The sequence below is a fragment of the Luteibacter aegosomatis genome (assembly GCF_023078455.1).
Taxonomy (GTDB): domain Bacteria; phylum Pseudomonadota; class Gammaproteobacteria; order Xanthomonadales; family Rhodanobacteraceae; genus Luteibacter; species Luteibacter aegosomatis.
In genome coordinates, this window is the sequence record NZ_CP095740.1 from 2,490,742 (window position 1) to 2,505,684 (window position 14,943).

Annotated in this window: 14 protein-coding genes; 3 read left to right on the forward strand and 11 right to left on the reverse strand. The window is 66.0% G+C overall.

Translation table 11 applies throughout. The features are described 5' to 3' along the window. Window positions 1-44: 44 nt before the first annotated feature. The 8 genes from L2Y94_RS11190 to L2Y94_RS11225 all read right to left on the reverse strand — a co-directional run bounded on the left by L2Y94_RS11190 (window position 45) and on the right by L2Y94_RS11225 (window position 8,602). Window positions 45-1,466, reverse strand: a complete 1,422-nt coding sequence (locus tag L2Y94_RS11190; RefSeq protein ID WP_247366515.1) for an alginate export family protein — start codon at window positions 1,464-1,466, stop codon at window positions 45-47. After that, on the reverse strand, window positions 1,463-2,335 hold the full coding sequence (locus tag L2Y94_RS11195) for a glyoxalase (protein ID WP_247366516.1): 873 nt from the start codon (window positions 2,333-2,335) through the stop codon (window positions 1,463-1,465). The genes L2Y94_RS11190 and L2Y94_RS11195 overlap by 4 nt, the downstream gene beginning before the upstream one ends. Window positions 2,336-2,374: 39 nt before the next feature. After that, window positions 2,375-3,970 carry an MFS transporter gene (locus L2Y94_RS11200; protein ID WP_247366517.1) on the reverse strand — a complete coding sequence of 532 codons (1,596 nt, stop codon included), beginning with the start codon at window positions 3,968-3,970 and terminating at the stop codon, window positions 2,375-2,377. Beyond that, window positions 3,960-4,370, reverse strand: coding sequence for a DoxX family protein (locus tag L2Y94_RS11205; RefSeq protein ID WP_247366518.1), 411 nt, complete (start codon window positions 4,368-4,370; stop codon window positions 3,960-3,962). Before L2Y94_RS11205 ends, L2Y94_RS11200 begins: the two co-directional genes overlap by 11 nt. Next, window positions 4,367-6,253, reverse strand: a complete 1,887-nt coding sequence (locus L2Y94_RS11210; RefSeq protein WP_247366519.1) for an amidohydrolase — start codon at window positions 6,251-6,253, stop codon at window positions 4,367-4,369. Before L2Y94_RS11210 ends, L2Y94_RS11205 begins: the two co-directional genes overlap by 4 nt. Before the next feature lie 20 nt (window positions 6,254-6,273). Further along, on the reverse strand, window positions 6,274-6,516 hold the full coding sequence (locus tag L2Y94_RS11215; protein WP_247366520.1) for a DUF1427 family protein: 243 nt from the start codon (window positions 6,514-6,516) through the stop codon (window positions 6,274-6,276). 4 nt (window positions 6,517-6,520) lie between these two features. After that, complete coding sequence (locus L2Y94_RS11220) at window positions 6,521-7,162, reverse strand: hydrolase (RefSeq protein ID WP_247366521.1); 642 nt, start codon at window positions 7,160-7,162, stop codon at window positions 6,521-6,523. A 123-nt stretch (window positions 7,163-7,285) separates the two neighbouring features. Further along, a complete protein-coding gene (locus L2Y94_RS11225; RefSeq protein ID WP_247366522.1) occupies window positions 7,286-8,602 on the reverse strand; it encodes a helix-turn-helix domain-containing protein in 1,317 nt (438 codons plus the stop codon). Between the two features lie 244 nt (window positions 8,603-8,846). Here L2Y94_RS11225 and L2Y94_RS11230 point away from each other — a divergent pair, with 244 nt between their 5' ends. Together L2Y94_RS11230 and L2Y94_RS11235 are read left to right on the forward strand one after the other, a co-directional pair. Beyond that, entirely contained in the window at window positions 8,847-10,202 is a 1,356-nt protein-coding gene (locus L2Y94_RS11230) for a hypothetical protein (RefSeq protein ID WP_247366523.1), read from the forward strand. Window positions 10,203-10,253: 51 nt separating this feature from the next. Further along, window positions 10,254-10,877 carry a response regulator gene (locus tag L2Y94_RS11235; RefSeq protein WP_247366524.1) on the forward strand — a complete coding sequence of 208 codons (624 nt, stop codon included), beginning with the start codon at window positions 10,254-10,256 and terminating at the stop codon, window positions 10,875-10,877. Between the two features lies 1 nt (window position 10,878). On the opposite strand, the gene L2Y94_RS11240 is transcribed toward L2Y94_RS11235, so the two are convergent. Next, window positions 10,879-11,820, reverse strand: a complete 942-nt coding sequence (locus L2Y94_RS11240; protein WP_247366525.1) for an MBL fold metallo-hydrolase — start codon at window positions 11,818-11,820, stop codon at window positions 10,879-10,881. Then, on the reverse strand, window positions 11,817-12,680 hold the full coding sequence (locus L2Y94_RS11245) for an alpha/beta fold hydrolase (RefSeq protein WP_247366526.1): 864 nt from the start codon (window positions 12,678-12,680) through the stop codon (window positions 11,817-11,819). Before L2Y94_RS11245 ends, L2Y94_RS11240 begins: the two co-directional genes overlap by 4 nt. A 192-nt stretch (window positions 12,681-12,872) precedes the next feature. On the opposite strand from L2Y94_RS11245, the gene L2Y94_RS11250 reads away from it, so the two are divergent. Then, complete coding sequence (locus L2Y94_RS11250; protein ID WP_247366527.1) at window positions 12,873-13,580, forward strand: alpha/beta fold hydrolase; 708 nt, start codon at window positions 12,873-12,875, stop codon at window positions 13,578-13,580. Between the two features lie 162 nt (window positions 13,581-13,742). On the opposite strand, the gene L2Y94_RS11255 is transcribed toward L2Y94_RS11250, so the two are convergent. Next, window positions 13,743-14,291, reverse strand: coding sequence for a hypothetical protein (locus tag L2Y94_RS11255; RefSeq protein ID WP_247366528.1), 549 nt, complete (start codon window positions 14,289-14,291; stop codon window positions 13,743-13,745). Window positions 14,292-14,943 lie beyond the last annotated feature (652 nt).

Sequence of the window (14,943 nt, forward strand, 5' to 3'; positions counted from 1 at the left end):
CGATTGCATCATCGGCAGGCATCGACGGCACGTGCATGCACCCGTTACCAGCCGATGAGTACCTGCACGCTTCCGTAGTTGCCGTCGGTGCCGCCCGCGTCGCGAAGGGTGCGGCCGGCACGGAAATGGTCCCCCTCGATGGAGAAGGTGATGCCCGGGCGCCACTTCCAGTCGAGGCGAAGCTGGCCGTACATTCCCGTCCACTTACCACCGCGGCCCGCCGTGCCGGCGAGGGCGTTGTTGGGCTGCACGTAGATCGCATCGCCCGTGGTCCGCCGCCACTGCAATCCGACCGCGCCGAGCAGCGTCAGGGCGGATGCCGGCTTGAGCGTGATGCTCGGCTTGACGTGAACCAGGTTGGCGTAACCGGTATAACCGGCGAGCGAGAAGTAATAGCCGTTAGGAAAGAGCGGATTGAAGGTGCCGAGCCGGCCGTCGCCGGGTCGGCTATCGCCGGACGCCGTGTCGACCTGCAGACCGAGCCGCGGCGTCCATGCGGTGTCCGTCAGCGTCCAGCCCGCGCGGGTGCCGACGGCCCACGCGTGAATCGCGCTGTCGCCCACCCGTCCGCGCTGGCGCATGGCTTCGAGATCCCAGTCGAGCGGACCGCTCTTGCCGGCGAAGCGCACGTCGTCGACGTGGCGGCGTTCGTTGCCGTGGGCATCGAGGAAACGCGCGTCGCCGCTGTCGTACCAGGCGTGGTAGTACGACAGTTCGTTCGTGCCCAGGACATGACGCTCGACGCGAACCATGTGGAACCGGTTGCCGGAGCCTGACGTATCGTCGAAGGCGTGGTCGTCGCGGTACTGCACCGGGTGGCTGAGGAAGGCGATGATCCGCCAGGGGCCGCGTTCGAAGTTGGCCCACAGTGCGTCGAACGATTGCCGCACGTTGGGCCCGTCGCGCAGCGAGACGAAGCGCTGCAGGTCGAGTGCGAAATCCTGGCGCCCGACGCGGGCGCGTACCGTGCCGCCGAGGAAGTCGCCCTGCCAGGCGAGAAAGGCGAGGCGCACGTCCGCATGGTTGCGATCGGTCGGCCCCCAGCTCGCTTTCGCGAAGGGACGAGCGTCTTCCAGTTGCACGAAGGCAAGCCACGGCGTGCCCCAACGCAGGCCCGCATGCACCTGGAAGCGCTGCAGCAGATACGTATCGTCGTCCCGCCCGATGCCGAAGGCCGGCGCGTTGTTGGTCTCCACGCGCTCGCGCAGCAGCGCGCCGAAGGTGAGGTAGTGATCGCCTCCCGGGCCGAACGGAACGTATTTCAGGGCATCGCCGGGTTGGCGGGGCACGGCCGGGTCGGCGAGGACCGACCAGTCCTCCTGCCAGCGGTTGGGCAGGATGGCTGGCCGGTCCGGCGTCCTGACGAGGCCGTCGTTCGTCGTGGCCTTCTCGTCGGGCACGTCCTGGGCGGAGGCCGTGGCCGCGAGGAAAAAGGCCGCGACGAGCGGCAGGCCGGTGCGTTTCATTGACCGCTGTGGACTTCGGCGACGTAGCCGCCGGGGAATTGCAGCATCGCGGCACGACGGTTGCCTTCGGCGTGCGCGTCGACCACGACCTTCGCGCCACTGTCCTTGGCGCGCTTGAGCGTGGCATCGAGGTCGCCGACCTCGTACCCCGTCAGTTCCGTGCCGTAGGGCCAGTCGAGATGGCCGTCGGTCACGAGCACGGTCGCCTTGCCGTACGTGGACTCGATGCGGATGCGACGGTAGGTCCCGTCCTTACGGCCGATCTCGATGCCCGGTGCATGGCGATCGTCGGACACGACCTTGCCGTGGGCGAACCGGACGAAGGCCTTGGTGAAGGCGTCGGCCGACTCGGCGGGGAGGTAGATGCGATTTTCCGGGACATGTTCGAACGCGACGTACGCGGGCTTCTTCGTGTGCCAGTACAGCTGCATGTTGACGCCACCCGGCCAGGTGACGACCGCGTCGCGCCCGATGGGATCGTCGAAGGGAGCGACCAGGGTGGCCGCACCGGCCGCGTTCGCCGCCTTGACGGCCGCATCGAGGTCGGTCACGAGATAGCCGGTGCGTTCCAGGCCGAAGGGATACGGAACCGGTGTGCGAAAGCCGAAGACCGATACCGTGCCGACCGGTGTCTGCACGAGTTGGGACGACGTGCTCGACGGCGTCGGTGTCACGGTCACCACGACCTGCTTCGTCGACTGCCCGCCGAAGGTCGCCGTGAAGCTCTTGACGAACGCGTCTACGTCGCCGGGGGCGACGTAGACATGGGTCGTGTCGTACTGCGCGCCGACCGCGTAGTTGGGTGCTTCGGCCAGGGCGGCCGAGGAGATGAGCAGCGCAAGGGATGCGACGAGGGTATGCAGGCGCATGCGGAACGTCCTTTGATCAGGGAGAAGACAGGCCCTGCGCTATCGCGCGGGCGTTGACACCGATGAGGTGCGTGACCGAGGGCGGCTGGGCGCCACGGTGGAAGGCGAGGCTTCGGCCTGGATGTCCGCGCCGGCGTGGCTGAAGCGCTCGTGCTGGCGGAGGTGCTCGGCCCACGATTCGACCATGAACCATTCGACGACCCGCTCGGGATTCCCCGAGTCCTGGGTCACACCCCAGGCGTAGGCACCGTCGCGCAACCGCTCCATGGAGAATCGCTCGAGGACGGCGAGGAAGTCGGCAAGCCGCTCGCGGGCGACGTCGTACTCGACGAGGATGAGCACGGGTCCGCGATCGTTGGCCACCGGTTCGGCGGTGAGCGGCTCCGCCCACTGGTGTGCCGAGGTCAGGTCGAGTTCGGCGGACGGCAGCGGCATGGCGCGCATGACGAACGCCGCGACGGCGAGACCGGCCGCGCTCGCGAGTAGCGTGTAACCCACGCCCACCGCCTCGGCCAGCGCGCCCCAGCCGATGCTTCCGGCGGCCATCGCGCCATTGAACACGGTGAGGTAGACCGCCAGCGCCCTGCCCCGCACCCAGTTCGGCAGGATGCCCTGGGCGACGCCGTTGAAGGTGGTCAGCGACATGATCCATGCGCCGCCGAGCACCAGCAGCGCGACGAACGCGACGAGCTTGTCGGGAACGAGGGCCAGAACGACCATGACCAGTGCGGAGAGGAGCGCCGCACCGAGCAGCAGGGCGTCCGCGGAGCACCGCGCGCGCATCTTCGGCAGTAGCAGCGCGCCGACGATGGCACCGGCACCGACCGCGCCCATCAGCACGCCGTAGAACCCCGCCCCGCCTTTCAGCGTGCCGCGCGCGACCAGGGGAAGGAGTGCCCACACGGCGGAGGCGAAGGCGAAGAAGACCGCCGCCCGGATGAGCACGACGTGCAGCTCACGGCTCGCCTTGGTATAGCGAAGTCCCGCCCGGAACGCCCCGAGGAAGTTTTCCGGCAGGGCCGTGTCCGCCGCGCTCTTTCGCCGCCACCAGACCAGCGCCGCGATGACGAGGAAGTAGCTGCACACGTCGGTACCGTAGGTCACGGCCGCGCCCATGCCCGCGAGAATCAGGCCGCCCGCGGCGGGGCCGATGGCACGGGAGATGTTGACGCCCAGCGAGTTGAGGGAGACGGCGTCCTTGAGTTCCGCTCGGTCGACCAGTTCGGGCACGATGGACTGCCAGGTCGGACCGATCAGTGCCGCGCCGATCCCGCCGACGAACGTCAGGGCGATGAGCGCCGCGATGCTGAGGTTGTGGGTGGCCGCGAGCATCATGAGTGTCGCGCTGACGCAGGCCAGGAGCACTTGCACGGCGATGAGGAAACGGCGGCGGTCGAGGATGTCGGACAACACGCCGGCCGGAATCGCGAGAAGGAAGATGGGCAGCGATCCCGCCGCCTGGATGAGCGAGACGGCCGCGGGGCCACCGCCGAGTTCGGTGACCATCCAGGAACTGGCGATGTCGCGCATGAAGGTGCCGGTGTTGCCCAGCACCGTCGCGACCCAGAGGACGGCGAAGGTCGCGTGCTTGAGGGGCCTGAGACTGTCGGCCAGCCCGCCCTGTTCAGTGGCCATGGAAACGTCCCCGACGATCGAGCCAGCCCACGTAGACGAACGCCCCTGCCAGGCCGAGGTGTTCGAAGAAGCCGTTCATCATCATATCGCATGCGGGTCCCGCCGCTTCGTGCCACCAGGCGTTGGCGAGGAAATTGGCGGCGAAGGTGAACAGCGCGAGGGCGAACGCGCCGAGCCACCGCAGCTGGCCGGTCAGGATGGCCAATGAGCAGACGAGCTCGAACACGATGACGCCCGCCGCGAACAACACGGGGGGTGCCAAGCCGAAATGCCGCATCTCGCCGATGGCGGTATCGAAGTCGATGAGCTTGCAGACGGCGCCCTGGAGGTATGCCGAACACAGCGCAAGAAGCGCGAGCCACGGCACGATATCCATGCGGAGCGAGGCCGGGCGGTTCATACGGCCCAGCACGCGCAACCGAGCGCGCCCCAGAAGCTCTTGAAGTCGTCGACCGGAAGCGGCGCCGCATGCGAACGCCCGTGGTCGTGCCCGTGCACCGAACAGCCGCTCGCGCATCCGCAGGCGGCTTGAGGGCGCCGCTCGGCCCCGCCGATGCGCCGCTGCTGATCCGCCCACGCCGCATAGCCGCCGTAGTCGTTGACCGGCGACCAGTCCGGCATCGCGGCCGGGACGGAACTCTCGTCGAGCGGGCCGAACGGACCGGCGGCATAGACGACTTTGCCGCCCACCATGGTCAGCAAGGAGGTCGTACCGACGATCTCGTCTTCGGCACATGCGAAGAAGTCGCGATCGGGAACGATGAGATCGGCAAGCTGGCCTTCGGCGATGCGTCCCTTCTTGCCCTCCTCGTTGGAAAACCAGGTGACGTTCTCGGTCCACATGCGCAATGCTTCCTCGCGATCGAGGCAATTGCGCTGCGGATAAAGGCGCAAGCCGCCCACGGTGCGGCCCGTGGTCAGCCACGCGAGGGAGACCCAGGGGTTGTATGACGCCACGCGCGTCGCGTCCGTGCCGGCGGATACCTTCACGCCCGCGTCGAGCATCTTGCGGACCGGCGGGGTCGCCTGCGCGGCACCGATGCCGTAGCGTTCGACGAAGTACTCGCCCTGGTAGGCCATGCGATGCTGGACGGCCACGCCGCCGCCGAGTGCCGCGATGCGGTCGATCGACGCGTCGGAGATGGTTTCGGCGTGGTCGAAGAACCAGTGGATGCCGTCCAGCGGAATGTCCTGGGCGACCTTCTCGAAGACGTCCAGCGCCCGGCTGATCGTTTCGTCATAGGTCGCATGCAACCGCCACGGCCAACGGTTCTGCGCGAGGATCCGCACCACCTCCTCGAGTTCGCCTTCCATCTCCGGGGCCATATCGGGCCGGGGCTGGCGGAAGTCCTCGAAGTCGGCCGCGGAGAAGACGAGCATCTCTCCCGCGCCGTTGTGGCGGAAGTAGTCGTCGCCCTGTTGGTAGGTGACCGATGTCGTCCAAGCGAGGAAATCGTCCTTTTCCTGCTTGGGCTTTTGCGTGAAGAGGTTATAGGCGATGCGGATGGTCAGCTGGCCGGCGTCCGACAGCTGTTGCACGACCGCGTAGTCGTCGGGCCAGTTCTGCGATCCACCGCCCGCGTCGATGGCGCCCGTGATGCCGAGGCGGTTGAGTTCGCGCATGAAGTGCCGGGTGGAATTGACCTGGTACTCGAACGGCAGCTTGGGTCCCTTCGCCAGGGTGGCGTAGAGGATGGAGGCGTTGGGCTTGGCGAGCAATAGTCCGGTCGGGTTGCCGCTGGCGTCCCGCAGGATCTCGCCACCCTGCGGATTGGGCGTGTCTTTCGTGTAACCGCACACGCGCAACGCCGCGGCATTGAGCAGCGCGCGATCGTACAGGTGCAGGATGAACACCGGCGTGTCCGGTGCGACCGCGTTGAGTTCATCGATGGTCGGCAGGCGTTTTTCGACGAACTGGTGTTCGGTAAAGCCACCGACCACGCGCACCCACTGCGGTGGAGGCGTGATTTCCACCTGCCGGCGGAGCATGCGCATGGCGTCGGCGAGGCTCGGCACGCCGTCCCAGCGCAGCTCCATGTTGAAGTTCAGGCCACCGCGAATGAGGTGGAGGTGATTGTCGATGAGCCCGGGAAGCACCCGGCGCCCGCCGACGTCCACCACGCGCGTCCCCGGCCCGGCCAGCGCCAGCACCTCATGGTCGTCGCCCACCTTGAGAAACCGGCCGTCGTGGATGGCCACGGCGCTGGCCGTGGGCCGACGGCGGTCGAGCGTGGTGAACAGGCCTCGGTGCAGGATGAGGTCCGGGACGGGAACGTGTGACATGGCAAAGCTCCGGGGATGGCTCAGGTGGGGTCGTCGTCGGAACGGGGCGTATCGTTCTTCGAGATGGCGAAGCTCTTGCTGTGCCAGAGGCTGGCCCAGACGTCCGGATGCCCCTTCGCCCACGACACGGCCGCCTCGCCGGCGAGCATGCCGAGCAGGCCAAGGAGGGCGATCATCGGCGGCGCCGGCGAACGCACGCCGAAGCATCCGTAGGCGATGCCGACGGCCAGTCCGAAGCCGAGCGAAATCAGATAGGGCGACATGGTCTTAGCCCGCCTCGGAAGCGTGTTCGCCGAGCGCCCACTTGGAGAAGCGCACCTGGATGCCGTACGGCGTCAACGCGCGCAGGATGTCCATCACGCCCTCGTACGTGCCCGAACGGGCCCAGTCCTGCTGGAGCTCGAACACGAACTGCAGCGTGGTCATCGGCACGGCGCCGGCCTGGACCATGCGCTGCACGGCGCGTTCGTGCGCTTCCACGCTCGTGTCGCCGCAGGCGTCGGTGACGACGGTCACGTCGAAGCCTTCGCGCAGCATGTCGAGCGTGGGGAAGTTCACGCAGGCGCCCGTCCACAGACCCGCGAGCACGAAGCGCTTCCTCCCCGTGGCCGCCACGGCCTTGCGGAAGTCCTCGTTCAGCCATGAATTGATGGAGGTGCGGTCGATGACGGTCTGGCCGGGGAAAACGTCCTCGGTGACTTCCGGCATGAAGGGGCCGGAGAAACTGTCCTTGGCGACGGTCGTCAGCACGGTCGGCACCTTGAAGAGCTTCGCGGCGCGGGCGAGGATCTGCACGTTGTCCATGATGACCTTGCGGTCATGGCTCTGGACGCCCTGGAACATCGCCGGCTGGAAGTCGATGAGCGCAAGCGCACAGTTGTCCGGGGTGATGAGTTCGTTGAACGACATGGGATGAGGCCTCGTTGATGTATCGCAGGCCGTTCCTGCGACTGGATTCACGTTACGTAGCGTGGCGGTGCACGAATAGAAGCTTTGGAATCCGTCGTGCGGCCGGTTTGAAAAAAAGCGCCGCTAGCGGAAGAATCCCCGCGCCTGCGCGATGGACACCGCGTGCGCACGGTTGCTCGCGCGCAACTTGGCCATCGCGTTGGACAGGTACTCCTTGACGGTCTCGGGAGACAGACCGAGACGGGAAGCGATCTGCTTGTTCTCGAGCCCCGCGGCGACGCCGCGGAGAACGTCGAGCTCGCGCTCGGACAGGACGTCCTCGCCCTGGAAATCGGCGAGTTGCCGGGCCACTTGCGCGTCGATGCGGTGCTCTCCGCGCTGGACCGCGCGAATGGCTTCGACGAGGTCGGTGCCCATCGAGGTCTTCAACAGGTACGCCTGCGCGCCGGCATGGAGTGCGCGACGCGCCACGCCGTCGCCGCCGAACGTGGTCACGACGATGCTTCGGGCCGTGGGATCCAGTTGACGGATGCCCAGGATCACGCGCTCCCCGGGCATGTCGGGAAGCACCATGTCGATCAGCGTGACATCCGGGCGATACCTGCCGAAGAGAGCGATGGCTTCCTGTCCCGTGGCCGCTTCGGCGACGACGGACACGTCATCGGAACCGGCGAGAATGGCGACGAGTCCCGCGCGGAACACCGGATGATCGTCGACGACCAGGACACGAATGGGTCGGACCGGGGCATCGGCCAGGGATGTCCGCTGACGCTGTCCCGCGGGGATGATCGGTCGTGCGGTCATGGGCGCGGCAGGTGCCTGTGATGGATAAACTTGCGTTGCATCGGACTCGTTCGTGTCGTTGAGGAAAGCGGTAGACGGCGGATCGGGGCGCGCGCCGATGTCTTCCACGCGTTTTGACTTGCGATACGAATGGGGCGTGACGCCCATGGCGGACTTGAACGAACGGGTGAAGTGCGCCTGGTCGTTGAAACCGCATGCGATGGCGATGTCCGCGAGACTCCCGGTGGTATCGGAAAGCTGGCGGCACGCGTATTCGATCCGTTTGCCATGGCGCCACCTGTGCGGGCTTTCGCCGAACGTCACCTTGAACGCGCGGCTGAAATAGCCCCTCGACAGGCGGCACGCCGCGGCGAGCTCGGTGACGGAAAGCCCGAGGTCGAGTCGCGCGAGCGCCACATCCTTCACCGTCCGGACCTGCCATGCGGCGAGACCACTCTGCGGACGCGGCGCTTGGGCGGTGATGCCTTCCTGGTGGATCCGCAACGCCTGCGCGATGTAGTGCGCGCAAGCGTCGCGGTCCGTCGTCTCGACATCCGCCATCTGGCGCAGCGCATGGTCCAGCAGTTGCTGCACGACGCGCACCGCCGACAGGCCGTCGTCGGACGCGGCCGACGGCAACGAGGTATCGATTCGCATAGAGCCACCATCTTCACAGCCAGAAGGCGGATCGGATGCTAGCCGCCCGCTTCGCCGGATTGACCCCCTGTATGGGGGGGCATTTTCGTAGGAGCGACGTGTATCGCGAACCCGCGCGCGATACGTATCGCGCGACCGGCGCGCATGCGTTTGGTCCGAATGTGACCTTCGCCATCGCATGGGAGGCCAATCGCGTTCGCCGGCGCTTTCGCATACTGGGGCACCTATCGCCGAGCGCCCTTCCATGCGCCTTCGACCATCGCCGGTTCGCCCTCGCCATTTGCCCACGCGCATTCGTCGCCAAGCGATGTGGGCGGGTTTGCTGCTGTCGGCATGGTCCGTGGCGTGCAACGCGAACGACGTCGTTGCCGGCGCGCAGATGGACGGTTCGGTGCGCCTGTACGACTACCGGCGCATGTATGCCTCGCCGGCGATGCCCGATGCGTCCGCACTCGCCGCCGCCCTGCTCATCAATCTGCGCAGTGGCGATGCGGGAGGTGTGTCGGTAGCCGTTTCGCTTGCCTATGCGAATGCCCTCGGCACGCGCCATTCGCCCGTCGACCGCATCGACGTGACGCTGATGGGCAGGAAGAACGCGCTCGGCGCCGTCAGCCAGGCCTACGTGCAATACCGCGCGTCGGGTTGGACGCTTCGCGCGGGCGACCAGTACCTCGACACGCCCTGGCAAGGCGTGAGCGATTCACGGGTGCTGCCGGCCGCATACCGCGCGCTCAGCGCCCGGTTCGATGCGGGGCAAGACGTGTCGTTCGAATTCGCACGGACCTTCCGATGGAAGAGCCGCACGTCCGACCGATTCTTTTCCGACAATCTCTACTACCCCACGCGGTACGACGGCGACCCGCTGTATGGGGGCAACGCGTCGTTGCCGAGCGACGCGAGAGCCTACGGCGGCACATGGCTCGTCGGCTCGACCTACAGGCACGGGATGTTTTCCGGCCAGACATGGCTCTATGACTTCACGCGTTTCGCCCGGATGGCGTATACCGACGGCACGCTGACCTTCCCCGCCCTCCACGGTATGACCCCTTTCCTCTCCGGGCAGCTCGTCGAGGAATGGACCACCACCGACAACACCCTCGTGGACACCGGCACGAAGATACTGGGCGTGGCCGGTCGCCGGGTGCGTAGCGAAGTGTCGGGCATCCAGGCCGGCTTCCGGATCGAGCGCACCCGGTTCGACGTGTCGTGGAACCGGGTGGCCCGCCAAGGCGGCGACACCGTCGGCGGAGGCGCGCTCATCTCCCCGTTCACCGCCACCTACGCCACGGACCCCCTCTACACCACCTCGATGCTGCGGGGCCTCGTGGAACAGGGGCCGGGATGGGCGTGGAAGGCGAGGCTCACCCAGGCGCTCCTCGGCAACCGCCTCCAGGTGGTGGCGGCCTATACCCAGTACAGGACCCTGTACCGGGGCGACAGCCACGACGTCTACCTCGATCTCGTCTACCGGTTCACCGGACCGCTCCATGGCCTGCAATTGCGCAACCGATGGGAGCGGTCCGTGGGCGGGGCGAACCACCTCAATCCGGGCAACCGCCCGTTTTCGTACAACCGGGTGATGATCTCGTACGCGTTCTGACGGATCCGGGCATCCGCTGTATCCTGATCCGCAGTCCGCCCGGGCACGCCCATGTCACAGCAAGCCATCCGCATCATCGTCGTCGACGACCATCCCCTCTTCCGGGCCGGCGTGGTCGCGATGCTGGCCGCCGAACCGGACATCCTCATCGTCGGTCAGGCCGGTACGGGGGCGGACGGCATCGAGGCGTACCGGTCCATGCGGCCGGACGTCGCCGTCGTCGACCTCAAGCTGCCGGACATGGACGGCGACGAGGTCGTCGGCGCCATACGGAAGATCGAGCCCATGGCCCGCGTGATCGTCCTGACCACGTTCGGCGGAGACGCCGCGGCGCGCCGCACGCTTGCCGCCGGTGCCCAGGGTTACCTCCTGAAGACCTCGCTCGCCAACGACCTCGTCGGTGTCGTCCGCGCGGTCCATGCCGGCCAGCACCGCGTCTCGGCGGAAGTCGCCAAACGCCTTTTCGAGTACCGCGGCGACGAGCCCCTGACCGAGCGGGAGCTTTCCGTCTTGCGCGGCGTGGCCGCCGGCCTGGAAAACAAGCAGATCGCCCGGCACCTGGGCATCGCCGCCGACACGGTCAAGGAACACCTCTCGCACGCCATGGCGAAGCTCCGCGCGACGAACCGGGCGCATGCGCTGTCCATCGCGCTCGCGCGCGGATACCTCGCCTGAATCAGGGCGTGCGGGTGTAGTTGGCCGGTACCCATAGGTAACCGTCGCCGTTCCGACGGATGTGGCCGAGGCCGGGGAACGACACATGGGCCGCCGCGACCCAGTAGCCCTTGGCCGCGGCTTCCTCGAGCGCGCGCCTGCGCGAGACCGCCGCGGCTTGCTCATCGTAGTCGTAGCGAATGGAGGCGCCCGGCTCGGCCAATTGCACGGTGGCCACATGCACCGTGTCGCCCCAGGCGAGGAGGTGATCCTGCCCGCTCGTCACCAGGTACCACGTGTGGCCCGGCGTGTGGCCCGGTGCCGGGATGGCGTGAAAACCGGGCAGCACGTCCGTTTCGCCGCGGAATGTCACCACGTGCCCGGCCTTTCGGTAAGGCGCGAGGGAGTCCATGGCACCCGGGAACATCGGCAGGAGGATCGTCGGCACCTTGCCCTCGTTGGCCGGGTCGAGCCAGAAGTCGGCGTCGGCCTGGTTGACGTGGACGATCGCACGGGGAAAGAGCATCGTGCCGTTGCGGATGAGGCCGCCCACGTGGTCGCGATGGAGATGGGTAAGCAGGATGTCGGTCACGTCCTCGGGACGGTATCCGGCCGCGAGCAACGCGGTGGGAAGAAATCCGCCGTCCCCGGCGTAGAGCGGACCCGCCCCGGTATCGATCAGTACCAGGCGTTCCGCGGTCTTGACGAGGAAGGCGTTGATGGAGCCCTGCACGGGAGAGGCGAGATAATCGGCCTCGAGAAGGCGGTCGACCTTCGTGCGATCGACGTGCGTGAGCAGTTCGTCCGCGGGGAATGGATGGGTGCCGTCGAGCAAGGCGGTGACCTCGTCGGTCCCCATGCGCAGGCGGTAGAAACCGGGGCCCTGCGGTCCCACCCTCACGTCGTCGGCCACGGCGACGCCGAGGGCGAACAGGAGTGCGGCCGCCAGGCAGAACCGCTTCATGCCGCACCCCCGTTCCAGCCGTCGAGGAAGTCGAGCAGCAAGCCGTTGACGATCTCCGGCTGCTCCTCCTGGGGCAGATGCCCGCACTGGGCGATCGGCTCGGCACGAAGATGGGTCGCCATGCCACGCCAGACGGCGGCCATGTCGAAGGTGCCGCCGACGGCCTCGAAGTCGGCGCCCCATATCGACATCGTCGGGCACGCGATGAGCCGGTCGGCGTCCTGCTCGTCCTGGAGCACGTCTTCCGGTGCCGCGCGGTAATCGGCCATGGCGCCGCGAACGGCACCCGGCTCGCGGTATGCCGAGACGTACGCCTCGAAGTCGGCTCCTTCGATGGTGTGCGGGTCGTAGCACCAGTCGGTGAAGAAGTGCCGCAGCCACACGTCCTCACGACCCGCGATGAGCGCCTCGGGCAGGTCGAGCACCTGGTGGAAGGCAAAGAACCAGTAGGCCTTGGCGACCTTCGCGTTCATCGACGCGGCCACGATGCGCGTGGGTACGTTGTCCATCACGACGAGGCGGTCCAGGCACCGCGGGTGGTCCTTGGCGAAACGTGTCGCCACGCGCGCGCCGCGGTCGTGGCCGACGAGCGCGATGCGGTCGATGCCGAGATGGTCGAGGAGCGCGGCGAGGTCGTTCGCCATGTTGCGCTTGTCGTAGCCCGTGGCGGGCTTGTCGGTCTTTCCGTAGCCACGCAGGTCCGGCGCGATGACGCGGTACCGTTTCGCCAGCACGGGAATCTGGTGGCGCCACGCGTAACTGGTTTCGGGAAATCCATGGAGAAGGACGACCGGTGCGCCTTCGCCCGCTTCGACGAAATGCTGGCGGATGCCGTTGGCCTTAACGGTGTGGTGTTTCATCGCGCGTCGACCGCAGCCGGAGGAGCGTGCAGCGTATCGATGCCGGCCACGCGGAAATAGCACGATTGGATCGTCCGCCGACGCGGCGCGAGGGGGATATTGAACGATCGTCCGCACCGCCTTCCTGCAAGCTCCGCACAACCGCTTGCCCTAGCTTGGCGGTACCTTCATCGCCACCGAAAGGACCTTGCCATGAGCACCCCGTCCAACGTTTCACCCACGATCGTTCTCGTCCACGGCGCCTGGGCCGACGGCTCGAGCTGGAGTGCCGTCATTCCCAAGCTGCTGTCGAAGGGCCTGAAGGTCGTGGCCGTGCAGAACCCCCTCACCTCGCTCGCCGAGGACGTCGCCGCGACGAAGCGCGTCATCGATTTCGTCGAGGGGCCGGTCGTCCTCGTCGGTCACAGCTGGGCCGGTTTCATCGTCACCGAAGCGGGCGAGGATCCGAAGGTGAAATCGCTGGTGTACGTGTCGGCCTTCTCGGGCAACGCGGGCCAGACCACGGGCGAACTCGTCGGCAAGTACCCTGCCCCGCCGGCGCTCGGCGGCATCCGCGAAGACGGCAACGGCTTCGTCTATCTGTCCGAGCAGGCGTTTATCGACGACGTCGCCCAGGACCTGTCGCCGGATACCGCGCGCCTCCTTGCCGCCACGCAGGGGCCGCTGGCGAAGAGCACCTTCGGCGATGCCCTGACGAAGACCGCATGGCGCACGCGTCCGTCGTGGTTCGTCGTCTCGACGAGCGACCGCGCGGTATCCCCGGACCTGCAGCGCGACGCGGCGACGCTGATGGGCTCGACGGCGACGGAAGTGGCATCGAGCCACATGTCGCTCATCTCCCACGCCGACGAGGTCGTCGACGCCATCGTGCAGGCCGCCGAAGCGGCCGCACGGGACTGATCGGCATATACATGAAAAAAGGGCGCCGGGTGGTGCCCTTTTTCTAAAACACGTTGTTTGTGGCGCAAACGCCCAAACGTCGACGCAACTTAGACAGAACACAAAAGGAGAGGCCACGATTGCCGTGATCTCAATTCATCCGCCCGTGTCAAACGCGCTGGATCAATTCAACTTGAGTCCAATCTCGCTCACGAGAACCAAGTCGTAGGCTTTTAACAGCCTCCCCTCGTCATTCCAATGCTGAATTTTTACCGACGTCACGACGCCTGCTTGATCGACGTCGTATTGGTAGGCCTCAACGAGCTTTTTCGCATCAACATGCGATGCGCAGCCGGTTCGGGTAACCATTGAGCACGTTGCAGAGCCATGCCATCCACCATTGGCGAGACGCCTAATTACTATATGTGGTCCACCTGAATATTGTGCAGAATGCTCCGCTCCCGTCGGGATCGCGAATACCAGACCACCGATAGATCGACATTTGAATGCACGGGACGAACAATTTTCAACTGGCCCGTCGGCTTGCGGCATATCACTGGAAGGACTTTTTATATCGCGGATAGCAGTACCTATCAAAGCGTTATTTTTTTCGATGCCGATAAAATAACCTTGTCGCTCATCTATATACCGTATCGGGCAGGTGAGATCGCTAATCGAATGGACGGTATCATCGAAGCACGAAGCGCCAGCAACAGCCAGGATCATTGCCACGACGTTCATTGGTCTGGCCCCAAAAAGGAACTCGCTGCATCGTTATAAGCGTCTTGATGAGCATCTTGATCGCTACCCATCCGTATTTGCCCGGAAAATCCTAGAGCTTTCCTTTCTTCGGAGCTCTGATGGATTCCCTCATGTAAAAACTCGACCTCTTGCGTTCTCTTTGCATCTCCGAATATGGTGCGACCAGGCTGCAAGCCAGCCTGCTCAACATGGGTGGTATTGCGTTGCGTATACATGGCTCCGGCGACGACCGCTGCTCGACTGATAACCATCCCTTGCTCCGCTGTCCGCCACCCGTTCCTCATGGCGTGCGCGTTACGAGATGTAACCAGCAATAGGGAAGCCGTCAAGCTCACTGCCCGTCGGCATTATTCAGATTTTTTACCTGCGCTAGTGGTTAGCAGGTATCCGCAAGGTGGTTGGTTCATGGTGCCGCGCAATCCTTCGTCATCCGCCAGCAAAACTTGCCATCGGAGTGGTCCGTGGTAGGCCACTGGCACTACGAAAATCGCGCTATCGTCGCCGAGAAAACCGTTCCCTGTGCGGTCGGCTTTCTTTTCGGCTTGGGGATGCGGGATCGCCGTACGATCGTCTGCATAAGTGATGAAGGGGTGCGCCATACCGCGCGGCAACGCTATACATG

What these genes read in the sequence shown, in the direction of transcription:
- L2Y94_RS11230 (WP_247366523.1), top strand. Translation starts at nt 8,847, where the DNA reads ATGCGCCTTCGACCATCGCCGGTTCGCCCTCGCCATTTGCCCACGCGC.
- L2Y94_RS11215 (WP_247366520.1), bottom strand. Translation starts at nt 6,516, where the DNA reads ATGTCGCCCTATCTGATTTCGCTCGGCTTCGGACTGGCCGTCGGCATC.
- L2Y94_RS11200 (WP_247366517.1), bottom strand. Translation starts at nt 3,970, where the DNA reads ATGGCCACTGAACAGGGCGGGCTGGCCGACAGTCTCAGGCCCCTCAAG.
- L2Y94_RS11250 (WP_247366527.1), top strand. Translation starts at nt 12,873, where the DNA reads ATGAGCACCCCGTCCAACGTTTCACCCACGATCGTTCTCGTCCACGGC.
- L2Y94_RS11225 (WP_247366522.1), bottom strand. Translation starts at nt 8,602, where the DNA reads ATGCGAATCGATACCTCGTTGCCGTCGGCCGCGTCCGACGACGGCCTG.
- L2Y94_RS11205 (WP_247366518.1), bottom strand. Translation starts at nt 4,370, where the DNA reads ATGAACCGCCCGGCCTCGCTCCGCATGGATATCGTGCCGTGGCTCGCG.
- L2Y94_RS11235 (WP_247366524.1), top strand. Translation starts at nt 10,254, where the DNA reads ATGTCACAGCAAGCCATCCGCATCATCGTCGTCGACGACCATCCCCTC.
- L2Y94_RS11220 (WP_247366521.1), bottom strand. Translation starts at nt 7,162, where the DNA reads ATGTCGTTCAACGAACTCATCACCCCGGACAACTGTGCGCTTGCGCTC.
- L2Y94_RS11245 (WP_247366526.1), bottom strand. Translation starts at nt 12,680, where the DNA reads ATGAAACACCACACCGTTAAGGCCAACGGCATCCGCCAGCATTTCGTC.
- L2Y94_RS11195 (WP_247366516.1), bottom strand. Translation starts at nt 2,335, where the DNA reads ATGCGCCTGCATACCCTCGTCGCATCCCTTGCGCTGCTCATCTCCTCG.
- L2Y94_RS11210 (WP_247366519.1), bottom strand. Translation starts at nt 6,253, where the DNA reads ATGTCACACGTTCCCGTCCCGGACCTCATCCTGCACCGAGGCCTGTTC.
- L2Y94_RS11240 (WP_247366525.1), bottom strand. Translation starts at nt 11,820, where the DNA reads ATGAAGCGGTTCTGCCTGGCGGCCGCACTCCTGTTCGCCCTCGGCGTC.
- L2Y94_RS11190 (WP_247366515.1), bottom strand. Translation starts at nt 1,466, where the DNA reads ATGAAACGCACCGGCCTGCCGCTCGTCGCGGCCTTTTTCCTCGCGGCC.